Origin of the sequence: Bradyrhizobium sp. RDI18, from assembly GCF_043203335.1 — a bacterium.
Taxonomy (GTDB): domain Bacteria; phylum Pseudomonadota; class Alphaproteobacteria; order Rhizobiales; family Xanthobacteraceae; genus Bradyrhizobium; species Bradyrhizobium retamae.
The window spans coordinates 3,146,059-3,162,474 of the sequence record NZ_JBICRN010000008.1; the positions used below are offsets into that span (position 1 = coordinate 3,146,059).

Annotated in this window: 11 protein-coding genes and 1 pseudogene; 6 read left to right on the forward strand and 6 right to left on the reverse strand. The window is 63.3% G+C overall.

The genetic code is table 11. The features are described from left to right. Positions 1-87 precede the first annotated feature (87 nt). The 6 genes and pseudogenes from ACFXS9_RS24260 to ACFXS9_RS24285 form a co-directional block, all read right to left on the reverse strand. Positions 88-3,322 (reverse strand): annotated as a pseudogene (locus ACFXS9_RS24260) (bifunctional cytochrome P450/NADPH--P450 reductase). A 130-nt stretch (positions 3,323-3,452) separates the two neighbouring features. Beyond that, the gene (locus ACFXS9_RS24265) at positions 3,453-4,448 is read right to left on the reverse strand and encodes an alpha/beta fold hydrolase (RefSeq protein ID WP_392692786.1); all 996 of its coding nucleotides are present in this window, start codon (positions 4,446-4,448) and stop codon (positions 3,453-3,455) included. 10 nt (positions 4,449-4,458) lie between these two features. After that, complete coding sequence (locus tag ACFXS9_RS24270; RefSeq protein WP_392692789.1) at positions 4,459-6,003, reverse strand: wax ester/triacylglycerol synthase family O-acyltransferase; 1,545 nt, start codon at positions 6,001-6,003, stop codon at positions 4,459-4,461. Positions 6,004-6,157: 154 nt separating this feature from the next. After that, positions 6,158-6,892: an esterase/lipase family protein gene (locus tag ACFXS9_RS24275; protein WP_392699987.1), complete on the reverse strand. Its 735-nt coding sequence runs from the start codon at positions 6,890-6,892 to the stop codon at positions 6,158-6,160. A gap of 68 nt (positions 6,893-6,960) precedes the next feature. After that, complete coding sequence (locus ACFXS9_RS24280) at positions 6,961-7,212, reverse strand: DUF6489 family protein (RefSeq protein ID WP_065744106.1); 252 nt, start codon at positions 7,210-7,212, stop codon at positions 6,961-6,963. A gap of 101 nt (positions 7,213-7,313) precedes the next feature. After that, complete coding sequence (locus ACFXS9_RS24285; protein ID WP_392692792.1) at positions 7,314-8,567, reverse strand: NAD(P)/FAD-dependent oxidoreductase; 1,254 nt, start codon at positions 8,565-8,567, stop codon at positions 7,314-7,316. Positions 8,568-8,756: 189 nt separating this feature from the next. Here ACFXS9_RS24285 and ACFXS9_RS24290 point away from each other — a divergent pair, with 189 nt between their 5' ends. The 6 genes from ACFXS9_RS24290 to ACFXS9_RS24315 all read left to right on the forward strand — a co-directional run bounded on the left by ACFXS9_RS24290 (position 8,757) and on the right by ACFXS9_RS24315 (position 16,411). Further along, positions 8,757-10,352, forward strand: a complete 1,596-nt coding sequence (locus ACFXS9_RS24290; RefSeq protein ID WP_392692794.1) for an ABC transporter substrate-binding protein — start codon at positions 8,757-8,759, stop codon at positions 10,350-10,352. Positions 10,353-10,453: 101 nt separating this feature from the next. Further along, the gene (locus ACFXS9_RS24295) at positions 10,454-11,434 is read left to right on the forward strand and encodes an ABC transporter permease (protein WP_057844461.1); all 981 of its coding nucleotides are present in this window, start codon (positions 10,454-10,456) and stop codon (positions 11,432-11,434) included. A gap of 11 nt (positions 11,435-11,445) precedes the next feature. After that, positions 11,446-12,417, forward strand: coding sequence for an ABC transporter permease (locus tag ACFXS9_RS24300; RefSeq protein ID WP_392692798.1), 972 nt, complete (start codon positions 11,446-11,448; stop codon positions 12,415-12,417). Beyond that, positions 12,414-13,412, forward strand: coding sequence for an ABC transporter ATP-binding protein (locus ACFXS9_RS24305; RefSeq protein ID WP_334376639.1), 999 nt, complete (start codon positions 12,414-12,416; stop codon positions 13,410-13,412). The genes ACFXS9_RS24300 and ACFXS9_RS24305 overlap by 4 nt, the downstream gene beginning before the upstream one ends. Next, on the forward strand, positions 13,409-14,407 hold the full coding sequence (locus ACFXS9_RS24310) for an ABC transporter ATP-binding protein (RefSeq protein ID WP_392692802.1): 999 nt from the start codon (positions 13,409-13,411) through the stop codon (positions 14,405-14,407). The genes ACFXS9_RS24305 and ACFXS9_RS24310 overlap by 4 nt, the downstream gene beginning before the upstream one ends. A 198-nt stretch (positions 14,408-14,605) precedes the next feature. Continuing rightward, on the forward strand, positions 14,606-16,411 hold the full coding sequence (locus tag ACFXS9_RS24315; protein ID WP_392692804.1) for a gamma-glutamyltransferase family protein: 1,806 nt from the start codon (positions 14,606-14,608) through the stop codon (positions 16,409-16,411). The last annotated feature ends 5 nt before the right edge of the window (positions 16,412-16,416 follow it).

Below are 16,416 nucleotides of genomic sequence, written 5' to 3' on the forward strand. Positions count from 1 at the left end.
AGAGGCTGTGGTTGTTGCGCACCATCTCACCACGGCCGCGGCGTACTGGGTCCTCCGCCTTCGCGGAGGACGACAACAGTAAAAGCCTTACCCGCCCGCCCAGACGTCCAGCACGTAGCGGTTCTTGGTGCCGAGATCGTCGATCCAGCGCAGGCCGGCATCGGCATCGGCGCCGGACTTTTCGCGATAGATCGCAACCAGCGCGGCCTTGACGTCTGGCTCCATCTTGCCGCCGTCGCCGCAGACATAGACGATCGCGCCCTGCTCGATCAGGTTCCAGACGCGGTCCTTTTGCGCCGCCAGCTGATGCTGCACATAGGTCTTCAGCCCGTCGGCGCGCGAGAAGGCAGTGTGCAGCTCAGTGATGCCGTCGATCGCGAAGGCCTTCAACTCCGCGGCATAGAGAAAATCCTGTTCGGGATGGCGGCAGCCGAAGAACAGTATCGCCGGGCCGAGCTTTGCGCCCTGCGCCTTGCGATGCGCGCGCTCCTGCAGGAAACCGCGGAACGGCGCCAGCCCCGTACCGGGACCGATCATGATCACGGGTTGGGCCGGATCGTCCGGCAGCCGGAAGCCGGCCTTGGTCTCGCGTATCGTCGCATGCACGGTATCGCCGACGCGGCGTCCAGAGAGATAGTTCGAGCAGACGCCCTTGTAGACGCCGCGCCCCGAACTCGCGGGCGATTCCACCACGCCGACCGTGACGCTGCAGCGCGACGGATCGGTCGAAGGCGACGATGAGATCGAATAATAGCGAGGCGCCAACAGCGACAGCATTTCCAGATAGGCGTGGAACGGCAGTTCGCAGGCCGGATGCTCTTCCAGGAGATCGAACACCGACTTGCGCCTGGCCAGCACGTCCGATCGGTAATGCTCGGTGGAAACATCGTCGTCGCCGACATAGGCCAGCAGCTTCGGCTTGGTGACGGGACAGCGTGTGTGTTCCGACATGATCTGGATTTGCTTGCGGGTCGCGATCTGCTGCAACTCGACGAACTCGGTCAACAACCGCCCGACCGACACGGCATCGCCGACCGGCAATTGCGCGCGACGGCCCTCCGCGACGTGCAGCCGGATCTGGTCGGCGGGCAGGAAGCCAAAACGGCGCGCGACGGAATCGACCAGCGCCGGATCGTTGCGCGGCACCACGCTGAGGTGGTCACCGACGCGGTAGGCGATGCCGGGCGGCAATTCCACCTCGATATGGCGCGTCGAGCGGTCGGAAGGACTGGCGCCGGCCTTGTTCTGCAGTTCGGAATTGACCAGCACCTTCATCGGCACGACGCCGCCCTGCGCGACGATGGTGTGAACGGCCGACGGCGCCACCGGCTCGATCGAATAAAGCGGCGCGTCGTCGGCGCTGCGGGCGAAGCCGGAATCGACGCCCAGCTCCTTCATGGCCGCGGGTGCTGCCGCCGCAAACCATTTTTCGAACTGGCCGTCGAGATCGCTGCGGGCATCGCCCTCGCCGCGGCTGTAGAGGCTGCGCGCGCCGTGCGCCGCCAACTGCTCGTCGATCATGCGCGGCACGGATTGATAGGTCGCAGCCCAGTCGCTGTTGCCGCAGCCGAACACGGCGTATCGCACCTTGGCGAATGCGTCCTTTGGCAGGCCGCTGTCCAGCCATTTGACGAACTGCGTGGCGTTGTCGGGGGGCGCCATTGTAGGAAGCGCAAAAGATCAGCAGCGCGCCCTGCTCCGGCAGTTTGCCGACGCAATCGTCGAGCGCCCCGAGTTTTGTCGCGAAGCCGTTGACCTCGGCGAGGTCAGCCACCCGCGTCGCCAGCTCTTCCGCGGTGCCGAGGTTTGAGCCATAGAGCACCAACAGCGGCGTGTTGTGGCCCGGGCGGGTCCGCGCCTGTGGCGCCGCCGCGTTTGAGGCAGCGGCCGCGACAGCGGTGCGGCCGGCAAACGCGCCACGGTCCTTGTCCGCGCGCGGGCGCACCTTGATTTTGAAACCGTCCGGCTTGACGGTCAGCGTTTCCTTCAGGTGCATCTGGTAGCGATGTACGTCGAGCAGCTTGAAGCGCTGCAGGATCATGCCGATCGCCAGCGCCGCCTCGTGCATCGCAAAGCCGCGGCCGATGCAGGCGCGCTGGCCGTTGCCGAACGGCTTCCAGGCATTGATCGGCCGCGCGGCCTCGGCCTCGCGGCTGAAATTCTCGGGATCGAAGACGTCCGGGTTCGGACCCCAGACGCTGGGGTCGCGGTGCAGCGCCATCACCAGCACGGTGATAAACGTATTCTTCTTCAGCTTGTACTTGCCGCCGATGGTCTCGTCGTTGAGCGGCGTGATGCCGTAGGCGGGCGCCGGCGGCCACAACCGCAGCGCTTCCTTCAGGATCTGCGTGATGTAGGTGAGCTGCGTGACCTGCTGATAGGTCGGCCTGGCGTTGATATCGGGCCCGAGCACCCGGTCGACCTCCTCATAAGCCTTCTTCAGCACCTCGGGATGCTTGAGCAGCGCGTAGATCGTGCACGAGAGCAGTCCGCTTGTGGTCTCGTGGCCCGCAATCAGGAAGGTGTTGATCTGGTAGCGGATGTTGATGTCGTCGAGCTGCTCGCCGGTTGAGCGGTCGATGCCGGTCATCATCGCGCCCAGCATGTCCTTCTTGGCCTCGGCGGCTTCCGCATTGCGACGGCGCTCGGCGATGATCTCGTCGACCATCTTGTTCATGAAGGCGACGTCCTGGGCCAGCGTCTTGCGCCGCTTCTGCATCCACAGATTTTCCAGCGGCAGGCCGCGGGTCATCATGATGGTCTCGAGCGAGCGCACCAGCGACTCCACGAACGGATGGTAGTCACGGCGGTAGAACGAATTGAAACGATAGTCGAAGCCACAGAGACCGATCGTGTCGAGCGTCAGCGCCGTCATGTCGTGCACGACGTCGATCTCCTCGTCGGCGTTGAGCCGCTCCCATTTCTTCACGAGTTGCTCGGCGATATCGACCATGCTCGGGTGATAGGATTGCATCGCGCGGTTGCCGAACGGCTGCAGCAGGATGTTGTGCGCCTTGCTCCAGTTCGGCTCTGTCGTGTCGGCGGTGAACAGCCCGTCGCCGCCGACGGCGCGGACGCGGCGCAGCGAGCCGCGCACCGTTTTGTCGAAACGCTTCTCGTCGGAGAGCTCGTCGATCAGATCGTGGCCCGAGACGATCACGATCGGCGCGCCCATCATGTCGAGCCAGAAGATCGGTCCGAGCTCCTTGGACAGCTTGACCAGATGCTGCACCGGCGCATTCGGGTCCAGCGACAGCATGTTGCCGACGACGGGCTTCTTCGGCGGATGCGGGATCGGACTGAGTTTATTGCTGGACGCCATTGTCGAAGTGTCTCCCCTGCCTGCCTCAACCGTCATTGCGAGCGAAGCGAAGCAATCCATCGCTCGGCAAAACGAAAGAATGGATTGCTTCGTTGCTGCGCTCCTTGCAATGACGGCTTGTTATGCGGACCTACCCAAATCTTTTTCTACGCCACTCGATCAGCTTGCTACTGACCTCGTCCGGCTTTTCCTGCTGCGTCCAATGGCCGCTGTCGCGCACGAGATATTTCTCGAGGTCCGGCACCAGTCTCTCCATGCCCTCGGTGGCCGACGGCGGCAGCACCGCGTCGTTCTCGGCCATGATCATCAGCGACGGCACGCGGACGGTATGGTCGAGCCCTTCCGAGCGCTGCCAGTTGCGGGAAAAATTGCGGTACCAGTTGATGCCGCCGGTGAAGCCGGTCTTGGTGAAGGTGTCGACGAACACCTGCTTTTCTTCCGCCGACAGGATCGGCGTACGCGGATCGTGCTTGGCATCGTAATTCGCGATCATCTGTGGAAACGCCAGATTAAGTCGCGCTGATGCGCCTACACCCGCAATCGGCTGCTCCTCCGGCGTACCCGGGGGCCGCGCCACCGGCTTGCGCATGAATGCGTCAAAGGTCTGCTCGACCCGGCTGCCGAAAATCCTGTCGGGCTCGTGGCCAGGGTCCTGGAATTGCACGATGTACATCTTGTCGCCGAAGCGTTGCCGAAACAGCTCGATCGGATCGGCCGGCATGCGATCCCAATGCGGGGTGTTGACGCCAACGACACCGGCGACGCGATTAAGATGACGCAGTGGCATCTGCCAGACGACGAAGCCGCCCCAGTCGTGGCCGACGAAGATCGCCTTGTCGATTTTGAGATGATCGAGCAGACCGACGAGATCGCCGGTCAGATGCTCCATGTCGTAATCCTCGACCGGCTCCGGGCGGTCGGTCGCGCCATAGCCGCGCTGATCCGGCGCAATCACCCGGATGCCGGCCTCGCTCAGCGCCTTGATCTGGTGCCGCCAGGAGAACGCGATCTCCGGCCAGCCATGGCAGAGAATGACCGGCGGCTTGTCGGACTTCGGCCCCGCCTCGTAATAGCCCATGCGAATACCGTTCACCTCGGCGAATTGCAGCGGCGGCATTTCAATCATGGCAGGCCCCCTATTCAGCGGCGCGGGTCACGCTCGGCGGCGGCGCGAACGCCGCCTCCAGCGCTTCAAATTCGACCGGGAGCATGTCGCAGAGAACCTGGACATGCGGAATGATGTTGGCGCCGGCGATGAAGCCGAAATCGAGCTGGTCGCGGTAGCTCTGCACGGTGATGTTGAGCGCGATGCCATGCGTCGAGATCGACACCGGGAAGATGTGCAGCAGTTCGGCGCCGGCGGCATACAGCGTCTGCCGCGGCCCGGGCACGTTTGACACGGTGATGTTGGCTGCCGGCGGCAGCACGTCGGAGAGGTTGGAGCGGCTGTAGAGCAGCGCAAGGATCTGGGTCACGATCGGCGCGCCCAGCATCGAAAGGTTGGAGACTTGCGGCATCAGCGCCCGCAGCGGATGCGACATCTCCTTCGACTTGGTGGATTGCGCGATGATGGTTTCCAGCCGCGTCTTGGGATCGTCGACATTGGTGGCGATCGCGCAGATCATGCCGAACACCTGGTTGTTGGCATCGGCGTTGCCCTCCTCGCGCAGCGAGATCGGCACCGCCGCGGTCAGGGATTTGCTGGGCAACGCGCCCTGGCTGATCAGGTAGCGGCGCACCACGCCTGAAGACAGCGCCAGCACGACGTCGTTGAGCTTGCCGCCGGACGTCTTTGCCAGCGCCTTGGCGCGCGACAGCGAGATCGAGGTGCCGGCAAAGCTGCGCTCCGACGAGATCGTCTTGTTGAGGATGGTCGGCGGCGAGGCCATGCTGGCCAGACTGTCGCGCGATTTGGGATCCGAAATCTTGCCGACCACATCTGACACGCTCTTGAGCATCGTCGGAATGCTGCTGGCGAATTTTACCGCGCTCTCGATCTGGAACATGGCGTTGTCGAACAGGATCGAGCCGAGATCGCTTTTTCCCGAGCGCGGCAGTTCGAGACTCTTTGGCGCCGCCTTCGGGTCGAAGGGCTGGGTCCAGAGCTGCTGGTAGGAATCGATCAGGTTGGCGGCGATGTCGCGCGGCTCCGGCGCCACCTTGCGCGCCGTCGGCGGATCGACCTGACGCGGCACCGGGGTGATGTCGTAGATCATGCTGGTGAGCGCGGCGCCGGCGCCGCCGTCGATGCAGGCATGATGCATCTTGGAGTAAAGCCCGATCTCGTTGTCCTTCATGCCTTCGAAGACATAGAACTCCCAGAGCGGGCGGGCGCGGTTGAGCAGTTTGGCATGCATCCAGCCGACGATGCGCTCCAGCGTCGCGCGATCGCGCGGCGCCGGCAGGCTGGCGCGGAAGATGTGGCGGTCGATGTCGAACTGGTCGTCCTCGACCCAGGACGGATGATCGATGTCGAGCGGCGCCTTCTCCAGGCGGGCTTTCAGGATCGGCGCGATGTGCAGCCGCGAGGCGATCATCGCCTTGAACTCTTCGAAGAAGTCGCCCTTGTAGCCTTCGGGCAGGCGGAAGATCGCCATGCTGCCGACATGCATCGGCATTTCCGGGGTTTCCAGATACAGAAACGACGCGTCCAGCGAAGACAGCTTCTTGGCGTCCGCCATATTTTCCTCCCGCAGTAGAAAACGCGGCGCCTTGGCGGCGCTTCTGGCGTCTGGAATGTCTTTGTTATTGGAGCATATCCGAAAACCGGCAGCCATCCTGCATCAATTGCAGGACGGATCTTTCGCGATCATGCCCTTAGCTCAGGGCGTGGATTCAGGATTGTGCATTTTCGGGGGGCCCATAGGCAATGGCAAATGGTCCTGATCGGCCAAAATGCTTAAACTCACCCTCCGCCTGCGCCAGGCGGTCGGCTACTGCCCACAACGCTGCGGGGTTGACGCCGAGCCCGATATGGCTGGCAAGGTGGACCTCGATGTTTTCGGCGGTTGCGGAGGGACGCAACAGGCTGGTGTGCCAGTTCACGATGCCGTCGGTCCGCGAATAGATCGAGGTCGCCGGCACCGGGAGGTCACCGGCGATGGCCAGGCGGATTTCCGGATTGTCGTCGACGGTTTCTCCCGACAGCACCTCATAGAGCCGCGTGGCGTTGGTCGCGCGGATGTCGCTGGCAAACGGGCTGCCGAGCGTGATCACCGAACGCACCATGCCCGGCATCTGCAGTGCGAGATCGCGCGCATAGACGCCGCCGAGGCTCCAGCCGACCAGACTGACCTTGCGGCCAGTAGCTTCATAGATGCGCCTCAGGAGAGCTTGCAGTGCGCCACGCTTGGAAGCGATGCCACCGAAATTGCGGCCCATGTCCCAGGCATAGGTGTCGTAGCCGAGTTCTTTCAGATAGCGCCGCATCGGCGCCATCGATAGATCACTGGCGAGAAATCCCGGCAGCGCCAGCACCGGATGCCCGTCACCCTTCGGCGCACGCAACAACAGCGGCGACAGTAACAGGCTCGAATTCAGCTCGAACAGCGCCCGCGTCTCGGCCAGCATCAGAAACAGGCTTGGCGGTCGAAGCCGCTGCTCTTCTGTTGCTGCGCCGCTTTCCGCGATGGCCACTCTCACTTGTCCTTCTTGGCCATGCCGCCGAGCCCGGCCATGGTCACGAACATATCCTGGAATCGCTCGGCGATCTTGGGATCGAACGTGAACCAACTCTGGATCAGCGATTCCGGCGACACCTTTTCGATGTTGGCCATCACCTGCTGCTGCATCTTGTCCATCACGGCGGTCTGCATCGGCGAGACGTCTGGCAATCCGAAGAACTGCCGGGCCTCCAGCGGCGTGCAATCGATTTCGACATTAACTTTCATGACCGTTCCTTATCGCGCTGCCCTTGCTGCAGTATCGACACGACGGACCGAGTCATGCAAGGATCAGAGCCGGTCCCCGTTCCCTTCAATTCCCGATATGGTCAACCAAAGCGTTCGATCGCAAACGGCCTGACATCGGCAAACGGCGTCTCGCCGGTCATCATTTCGGCCAGCAGGCGGCCGGTCGCGGGTCCGAGCGTCAGGCCGTGGTGCTGGTGGCCGAAATCGAACCATAGTCCGCCATGGCGGGGGGCCTTGCCGATCACCGGCAGCATATCCGGCAGGCAGGGCCGCGCACCCATCCAGGGCTTGGTGTCGACCGGCTCGCCGAGCGGGAACAGCCTGTGCGCCCGCGGCAGGGCCCGCTCGACCTGGATCGGCGTTGGTGGTGCATCGCGGTGGGCAAACTCGGCGCCGGTCGTGAGCCGAATGCCGCGGTTCATCGGCGCCAGGAGATAGCCGAGATCGGTGTCCAGCACGGGATGATTCAAGACCGCGTTGCCGCGCGGCTTGAGATGCAAATGGTAACCACGCTTGACCTGAAGCGGGATCGAATAGCCGAGCGGGGCGAGGATCTGGTCGGACCACGGCCCCATCGCCACCACCACTTCGCGCGCCGCAATAGTGCCTTCCAGCGTCGCCACCCGCCACCGTCCGCTCGACTGTTCGAGCGTTCGGGCGTCGCCGACCAGGTAACGCCCGCCCTTGCGGCCGAACAGCGCCGCATAGGCCTTGGCCAGCCCACCGGGATCGGGCACAAATCCCGGCGCGGGAAAATGGATCGCGCCGCTGAAATCGCCGCTCAGATGCGGCTCGCGCGCTGATATCGCAGGCCGATCCAGCACCTCGCCGGCGACGCCATGCTCCCCGGCGCGCTTGAGATCCTGCACTGCAGTCGCAAGGGTTGCCTCGGAACGAAACAGCTTGATCCAGCCGGTCCGCCGCAATAGCTCCGGCACATTGGCTTCCGCAATCAGCGCCTCATGCTCGATCAGACTGCGCTGGATCAGCGGCAATTCGGCCATTGCGCTGTGCTGTGCACGCTCCGGTGAGGAGGCGAGAAAATACCGGGCCAGCCACGGCAGGAAGACCGGCAAATCCCTGAAATGGTAACGCACCTGCGGCGCGCGAAGAAACGCGTAGCGCAGGATCTGGCCCACGTCCCGCGGAAACATATAGGGAAAGACCGAGGCGCATTCGATCAGCCCGCCATTGCCGTAACTGGTTTCCTCGCCGGCTGTATCATGGCGGTCGATCAGAACCACGTTCCGGCCACGTTTTTGCAGGTGCAAAGCGGCGCCGACGCCGACCATGCCCGCACCCAGGACGAGAACGTCGGCCTTCAGTTCCGCCATCCGGCACTCCGAAAATTTAATGTCACGTGCTCGCGCACACTCTCAAGGCGCAAACTAGACTTTGCCGCACCGCCACGCAAACCGGCACGCAGTGCGGGATAATGAAGCTTGCGCGGTGGCTGGACTCTGGCAACATGGCTCGGCAATATCCGGCGGAAATTGCTGATCAAAAGCGGGGAAATCGAACAAATGTCGGTACGTCAGACTTTGCTTGCAGCAGCCACGGCTTCCATCCTTGCCGTGGCAATGGCGCCGGCATCGGCCCAAAGCCTGCGCTATGCCAATCAGGGTGACCTCAAGTCGCTCGACCCGCACACGCTCAACGAGAGCACCACCCACGCGCATCTCGCACATGTCTTCGAAGGCCTTACCGCTCGCGACAAGGACCTGAAGATCATCCCGGCGCTGGCGGAAAGCTGGGAGACCCCGGAGCCGACCCGCTGGCGGTTCCATCTGCGCAAGGGCGTGAAATTCCACAATGGCGACCCGTTCACCGCAGACGATGTCGTCTTTTCGGCGGATCGTGTTCGCAAGAAGGGCTCAAACCTGCAGACCCGTATTCCCGCCGACGCCAAGGTCGTCAAGGTCGACGATCACACGGTAGATTTCATCCTGACCTCGCCAAATCCCATTCTCAATTCGCAATGGGATACCTGGTACATCATGAACAAGAAGTGGGCCGAGACGAACAACGCCGTCGAACCGACGCCTGCTGCCGCCACCACGCCGAGCTTTGCCTCGCTCAATGCCAACGGCACCGGCCCCTTCACCGTCGAGAGCCATCAGCCTGGCGTCAAGACCGTGTACAAGGCCAATCCGAACTGGTGGCGCAAGCCCGAGCATAATCTCAAGGAAATCGTCTTCACCCCGATCGGCTCGGACGCCACGCGCGTCGCCGCCCTGCTCTCGGGCGAAGTCGATGTCATCGAGCCGGTTCCGATCCAGGATATCACGCGCGTCGATTCCAGCCCCAACGCCCAGGTACTGAAGGGACCGGAACTCCGCACCATCTTCCTCGGCATGGACCAGGTGCGTGACGAACTGCTCTACTCCAACATCAAGGGCAAGAACCCGTTCAAGGACATCAAGGTGCGCGAGGCCTTCTTCAAGGCCGTCGATGTCGAACTGATCAAGACCCGCGTCATGCGCGGGCTGTCGACGCCCTCGGCACTGATGATCGCCCCGCAACTGTTCAAGCTGTCCGGTGACTTTACCCGTCCGAAACTCGATCCCGACGGCGCCAAGAAGCTTCTGACCGAGGCTGGCTATCCCGACGGCTTCGAAGTCACGATGGACTGCCCGAACGACCGCTATGTCAATGACGCCGCGATCTGTCAGGCGGTCGTCGGCATGCTGGCGCGCATCGGCGTCAAGGTGACGCTGCTGGCCCAGCCCAAGGCGCAATATTTCGCCAAGGTGCTGAAGCCGGGCGGCTATCAGACCTCGTTCTATCTGCTCGGCTGGACACCCGGCACGCTCGATTCCCACAACGTCCTGTATGACATCATGGGCTGCCGTGACGATCCGAAATCCAGCCGCGGCGAGGCCAATCTCGGCGGCTACTGCAACAAGAAGCTCGACGAGCTCACCGACAAGGTGCTGCAGGAATCCGACATGGCCAAGCGCGATCTCCTGATCAAGCAAGCGTACGAAATTGGCGCAAAGGACTTTGGATACATCCCGCTGCACCAGCAGGCGCTGGCCTGGGGCGTGTCGAAGAAAGTGAAACTGAGCCAGCGCGCCGACAACCAGGTCCTGCTCTACTGGGCGACCAAACAGGATTAAGTTAGGCTCGACACAGGTCCCGGTGGCTCTAGCGGCTTCCGGGACCTTTCGCTTTCCAGGCGACAGCGACCTCCGCACCAAGAGAGCAGTGAAAGGAATACATGCTCGCTTTCACTCTTCGCCGCGCAATCCAGGCCATCGGCGTCATGATCGCAGTCGGCGTGATCGCGTTCTCGATGTTCCGTTTCGCCGGCGATCCCGTCAACCAGATCGTCTCATTGGACACGCCGGCCGCCGAACGCGAGGCGGTCCGCAAGTCGCTCGGGCTCGACGATCCCGTGCCGGTGCAGTTCGCACGCTATTTCGCCAATGCCGCGCAATTCAAGTTCGGGGTCTCCTATCAGTTCCGTCAGCCGGTTTCGAACCTGTTGATGGAACGAATGCCGGCAACGCTGGAGCTTGCCGCCTGCGCCACCGTTCTCGCCATGGTGTTCGGCATCCTGATGGGGGTCTATTCGGCGCTGCGGCGCGATACGATTCTGACAAAATTCTTCCAGGCGGTGTCGCTGATCGGAATCTCGCTGCCGACCTTCCTGATCGGCATCCTTCTGATCTATCTGTTTTCGGTGACGCTGGGCTGGCTGCCTTCATTCGGCCGCGGCGACGTGGTGCGGATCGGCTGGTGGACCACCGGCCTGCTTACGCTTTCCGGCCTGAAGGCGCTGATCATGCCATCGATTACGCTTGGCCTTTTCCAGATGACCCTGATCATGCGGCTAGTGCGCGCTGAAATGCTCGAAGTGCTCCGCACCGACTACATCCGCTTCGCCCGCGCCCGCGGCCTGACCACGCGCGCGATCCATTTCGGCCACGCGCTGAAGAACACGCTGGTTCCCGTCATCACCGTCGCCGGCTTGCAGTTTGGCTCGGTAATTGCATTTGCCATCATCACCGAAACCGTCTTCCAGTGGCCGGGCATGGGATTGTTGTTCGTGCAGGCCGTGCAAAACGTCGATATCCCGATCATGGCCGCCTACCTGCTGATGGTGTCGCTGATCTTCGTTACCATCAATCTGGTGGTCGATATCCTCTACACCGTCGTCGATCCGCGCCTGCGCTCGACCATCCGCCGTCCGGCATGAGTGAGACCGATATGTCTGACGCCGTAGTACCACACCGAATAGAGTCGAGCCCGCAGCGGGCACGCTCGAACGCGAGCTGGCTGAAGCGCGCGCTCGACAGCGACATCTTTTACTCGTTCCGCCGCTCCCGGATGACGATGGTGGCGGCGGGGGTAACGGTCCTGTTCTTCGTGCTGGCGATTTTTGCATCGCAACTGGCGGTGCAGAACCCGTTCGATCCGGCGCAATTGCAATTGATGAATTCGCGGATCTCGCCGCTGTGGACCGCCGAAGGCCAGAGCCCGTTCCTGCTCGGCACCGATGAACAGGGCCGCGACGTGTTTTCTGCGATCCTTTACGGCTTGCGGATTTCGCTCGTCGTCGGCGTGCTCGGCGTTATCTTTGCCGGCACGCTTGGCATCACGCTTGGCCTCATTGCGGGCTATGTCGGTGGCGCGGTCGACGGGCTGATCATGCGCATCGCCGACGTGCAGCTCACCTTCCCGGCCATCCTGATCGCGCTGTTGGTCAACGGCGTCGCCAAATCGGTGTTCAACAACCGGCTCGACGCCGTGAGCACGCTGGCGGTTCTGGTGGTCGCGATCGGTCTCAGTTTCTGGGTGCAATACGCCCGCACCGTGCGCGGCTCGGTCATGGTCGAGAAGAACAAGGACTATGTCGCGGCCGCGCAACTGATCGGCCTTCCCGCCCCGAAGATCATGCTGCGCCACGTGCTGCCCAACACCATGGGCCCGATTCTCGTGATTGCGACCATCAACCTTGCGCTTGCCATCATCACCGAGGCGACGCTGTCGTTCCTGGGCGCCGGCATGCCCGACACCATGCCCTCGCTCGGCACGCTGATCCGGATCGGCAACAACTATCTGTTTGCCGGCGAATGGTGGATCGTCGCCTTCCCCGGCATCGCGCTGGCGGGGCTGATCCTTTCCATCAACCTGCTCGGCGACTGGCTGCGCGACGCGCTCAATCCGAAACTCCGATGACCGTTCCCGTCCTCTCCGTGCGTAACCTCGAGGTGGAATTCCTCACCCGCCGCAGCACGCTGCGCGCGATCAACGGCGTTTCCTTCGACATCGCCAAGGGCGAAGTGCTCGGCGTGGTCGGCGAATCCGGCGCCGGCAAATCGGTCACGGGACTGGCCGTGATCGGGCTGATCGATCCTCCCGGCCGCATTTCGGGCGGCGAGATCTATCTGTCGGGAACGCGGATCGATCACCTGCCGCCGGAAGAAATCCGCCGTATCCGGGGCAAACGGATCGGGATGATCTTTCAGGATCCGCTGACAAGCCTCAATCCGCTCTACCGGATCGGCGACCAGATCGTCGAGACGATTCGAACCCACTTGAATCTGTCGGAGACCGCTGCGCGCAAGCGTGCCATCGATCTTCTGGCCGAGGTCGGCATCCCCGCGCCGGACAAACGCATCGACGCCTATCCGCACGAATTCTCCGGCGGCATGCGCCAGCGCGTCGTGATCGCGCTGGCGATCTGTGCCGAGCCGGAACTGATCATCGCCGACGAGCCGACCACCGCGCTCGACGTCTCCGTGCAGGCGCAGATCATCTCGCTGATCAAGCGCCTCGGGCGCGACCACGGCACGGCGGTGATGCTGGTCACCCACGATATGGGCGTGATCGCCGAGACTTCCGATCGGGTCGCGGTGATGTATTCGGGCCGGATCGCCGAGATCGGCCCGGTGCAGGATGTCGTGCAGAACCCGCTGCATCCCTACGCCAAGGGCCTGATGGGCGCGATCCCGACGCTCGCCGGCGAAGACAAGCGGCTGGTGCAAATTCCCGGCTCGATGCCGCGGCTGTCGGCCATCCCGCCAGGCTGCCCATTCAATCCGCGCTGCGCCTTTGTGTTCGACCGCTGCCGCGTCGACCGGCCGGAGCCGCTCAAGCACGGCTCGCACGCCGTGGCCTGCCATCTCTTCGACACCGCGCCCCATGAAGCGGCGAAGGAGACCGTGGCATGAGCCCACCCTTTGTCGATGTGAGGAATTTGCGCCGTGTGTTCGACGTCTCAAAGCCGTGGCTCAACCGCGTGCTGGAAGGCGGCCGTCCGGAATTCCTGAAAGCCGTCGACGGCGTGACGTTCGACATCAGGAAGGGCGAGACTTTTGCTCTCGTCGGGGAATCCGGCTCGGGAAAGACCACCGTGGCACGGATGGTCGTGGGACTTCTGCCGCCGACTTCGGGCGAAGTCATCATCAACGGCGTCTCGATGACGAATGCCAGACAGGCGCAGGCACGGCAGCGGCTGCGCCGCCGGATCCAGATGATTTTTCAGGATCCCTACGCGAGCCTCAATCCCCGCTTCCGGGTCGATGCCATCGTCTCCGAGCCGATCCGCGCCTTCGACCTGATCGAGGGCGAGCGCGATATCCGCTTACGCGTCGGCGAATTGTTGAATCTCGTGGGCCTGCATCCCGACGACGGCCTGAAATATCCGCATGAATTCTCCGGCGGCCAGCGCCAGCGCATCGCGATTGCGCGCGCGCTGGCATCAGACGCCGAATTCATTGTTTGCGACGAGCCGACCTCGGCGCTCGACGTCTCGGTGCAGGCACAGATCCTCAATCTGATGCGCGACCTGCAGGACAAATTCGGCCTGACCTATCTCCTCATCAGCCATAACCTCGCCGTGGTCCGCCACATGGCGACGCGCATCGGCGTGATGTATCTCGGTCGCATTGTTGAAATCGCCGAGGGCCGCGAATTGTTCGCCAATCCGCGGATGCCCTACACCAAAATGTTGCTCGGCGCAGTTCCTGATCTCGCGATGTCCGGCCGGCAGCGCATCCCGGTCAAGGGCGAAATCCCGAATCCGATCGACCCGCCGCCCGGCTGCGCCTTCAACCCGCGCTGTCCGCTCGCCTTCGATCTGTGCCGGCGGCAAGCGCCCGAGCTGATCAACGGGGTTGCCTGCCACGCCGTCAACCAACCGGTTGAGGCCACAGCTTTGGTATGATCACGCAGATGGGTGCAATGCGTGGCATCCCAGCGGTTGGCATCCAGCCTCGCCTGTGGTCAAGTGCGCGCACTAGAGCATGCTTCAACTGAGTTGAAGCATGCTCGTCGATCATCTTGTTTGAGCATGATCTTTCGGAAAACCGGTGTCCACTTTTCCGGATCATGCTCTAGGATACCAGCACGGCATTGGATTCCCATGAGCAACATCAATCCCGATCCGTTCACCACAAGGCCGGAAATCGAAGGCACCTTTGGCGTCGTCACGTCGACGCACTGGATCGCGACCGCCGTCGGCATGAGCATCCTGGAAAAGGGCGGCAACGCATTCGATGCCGGCGTTGCCACGGCCTTCACGCTGCAGGTGGTGGAGCCGCACCTGAACGGTCCCGGCGGCGACGTGCCGATCATCGTGCATGACACCAGGCGCGGCCGCACCGAGGTGATCTGCGGCCAGGGTCCGGCGCCTGCGAAGGCAACCATTGCGCACTACAAGGGCGAAGGGCTGGAGATGGTGCCGGGCACCGGGCTCCTCGCCGCGTGCGTGCCCGGCACGTTCGAATCCTGGATGCTGCTCTTGCGCGACTACGGCACGATGCGGCTGCGCGACGTGCTGGAGCCGGCGATCGCCTACGCCCGCGACGGCTACCCGCTGGTCGAGCGCGCTTCCGCAACGATCCAGGTCGTCGAGCAGTTGTTCAGGAAGCACTGGACGACATCGGCGGCGGTCTACCTGCCAAACAACGAAGTGCCAAAACCCGGCACGCTGTTCACCAACAAGCAGCTCTCCGAAACCTACGCCCGCATCCTCAAAGAGGCGGAAAGCGCGGGCGGCGACCGTGTCGCACAGATCGAGCGTGCGCGAAAGTCCTGGTCGCAGGGTTTTGTGGCGCAAGCGATCGACACGTTCTGCCGCGCGCAGGACGTGATGGACGTCAGCGGCTCACCGCATCGCGGCGTGCTAAGCGCCGACGACATGGCGCGCTGGCAGCCGACCGTCGAGGCGCCGCTGACCTATGATTACGGCCGCTACACCGTCTGCAAGCCCGGCGTCTGGAGCCAGGGTCCGGTGATGCTGCAGCAACTCGCACTGCTCAAGGGGTTTGAGCTCGACGGGCTCGACCCTGCCGGGCCCGACTTCATCCATCTGCAGATCGAATGCGCGAAACTCGCTTTCGCCGATCGCGAGAAGTTTTATGGCGACCCGCAATTCACGGACATCCCGATCGCGACGCTGTTGTCGGACGTCTACAATGACGAGCGCCGCAAGCTGATCTCTGGGGATAAGGCCTCGCTCGATTTCATCCCGGGATCGGTCGAAGGTTTCGGGTCGATCGTCAAGCTGCGCCGCGCGGAAGGCCATCGCGAGGCGGTCGGCGCCATGGGCGCGGGCGAGCCGACTGTCGGCCGGTTCGGCGAGGTGCGCGGCGACACCGTGCATTTCGACATCATCGACCAGGCCGGCAACATGGTCTCGGCGACGCCATCCGGCGGCTGGCTGCAATCCTCGCCGGTCATTCCCGAACTCGGTTTCTGCCTTGGCAGCCGCGCGCAGATGTTCTGGCTGGAGGAAGATCACCCGGCAGCACTTGCGCCCGGCAAGCGCCCGCGCACCACGCTCTCGCCCACCATGGCGCTGCGCGACGGCGAGCCGTACATGGCCTGGGGATCGCCCGGCGGCGACCAGCAGGATCAATGGACCACGCAGTTCTTCCTGCGGCATGTCCACGCCAAACTGAACCTGCAGGAAGCGATCGACGCGCCGGCCTGGCACTCCGAACATTTTCCGATTTCGTTCTGGCCGCGCACCGCGCGTCCCGGCGTGCTCGTGCTCGAAAGCCGCGTACCGAACGCGACTGTCGCCACGCTGAAGAGCCGCGGCCATGTCGTCGAGATCGGTCCCGAATGGTCGGAAGGCCGCCTCACCGCGGCCTCCAAGGTCGGTCGTCGCCGCCGCGCCGCCGCCAATCCGAGGGGCATGCAGGGCTACGCGGCGGGCCGGTAGAGGCG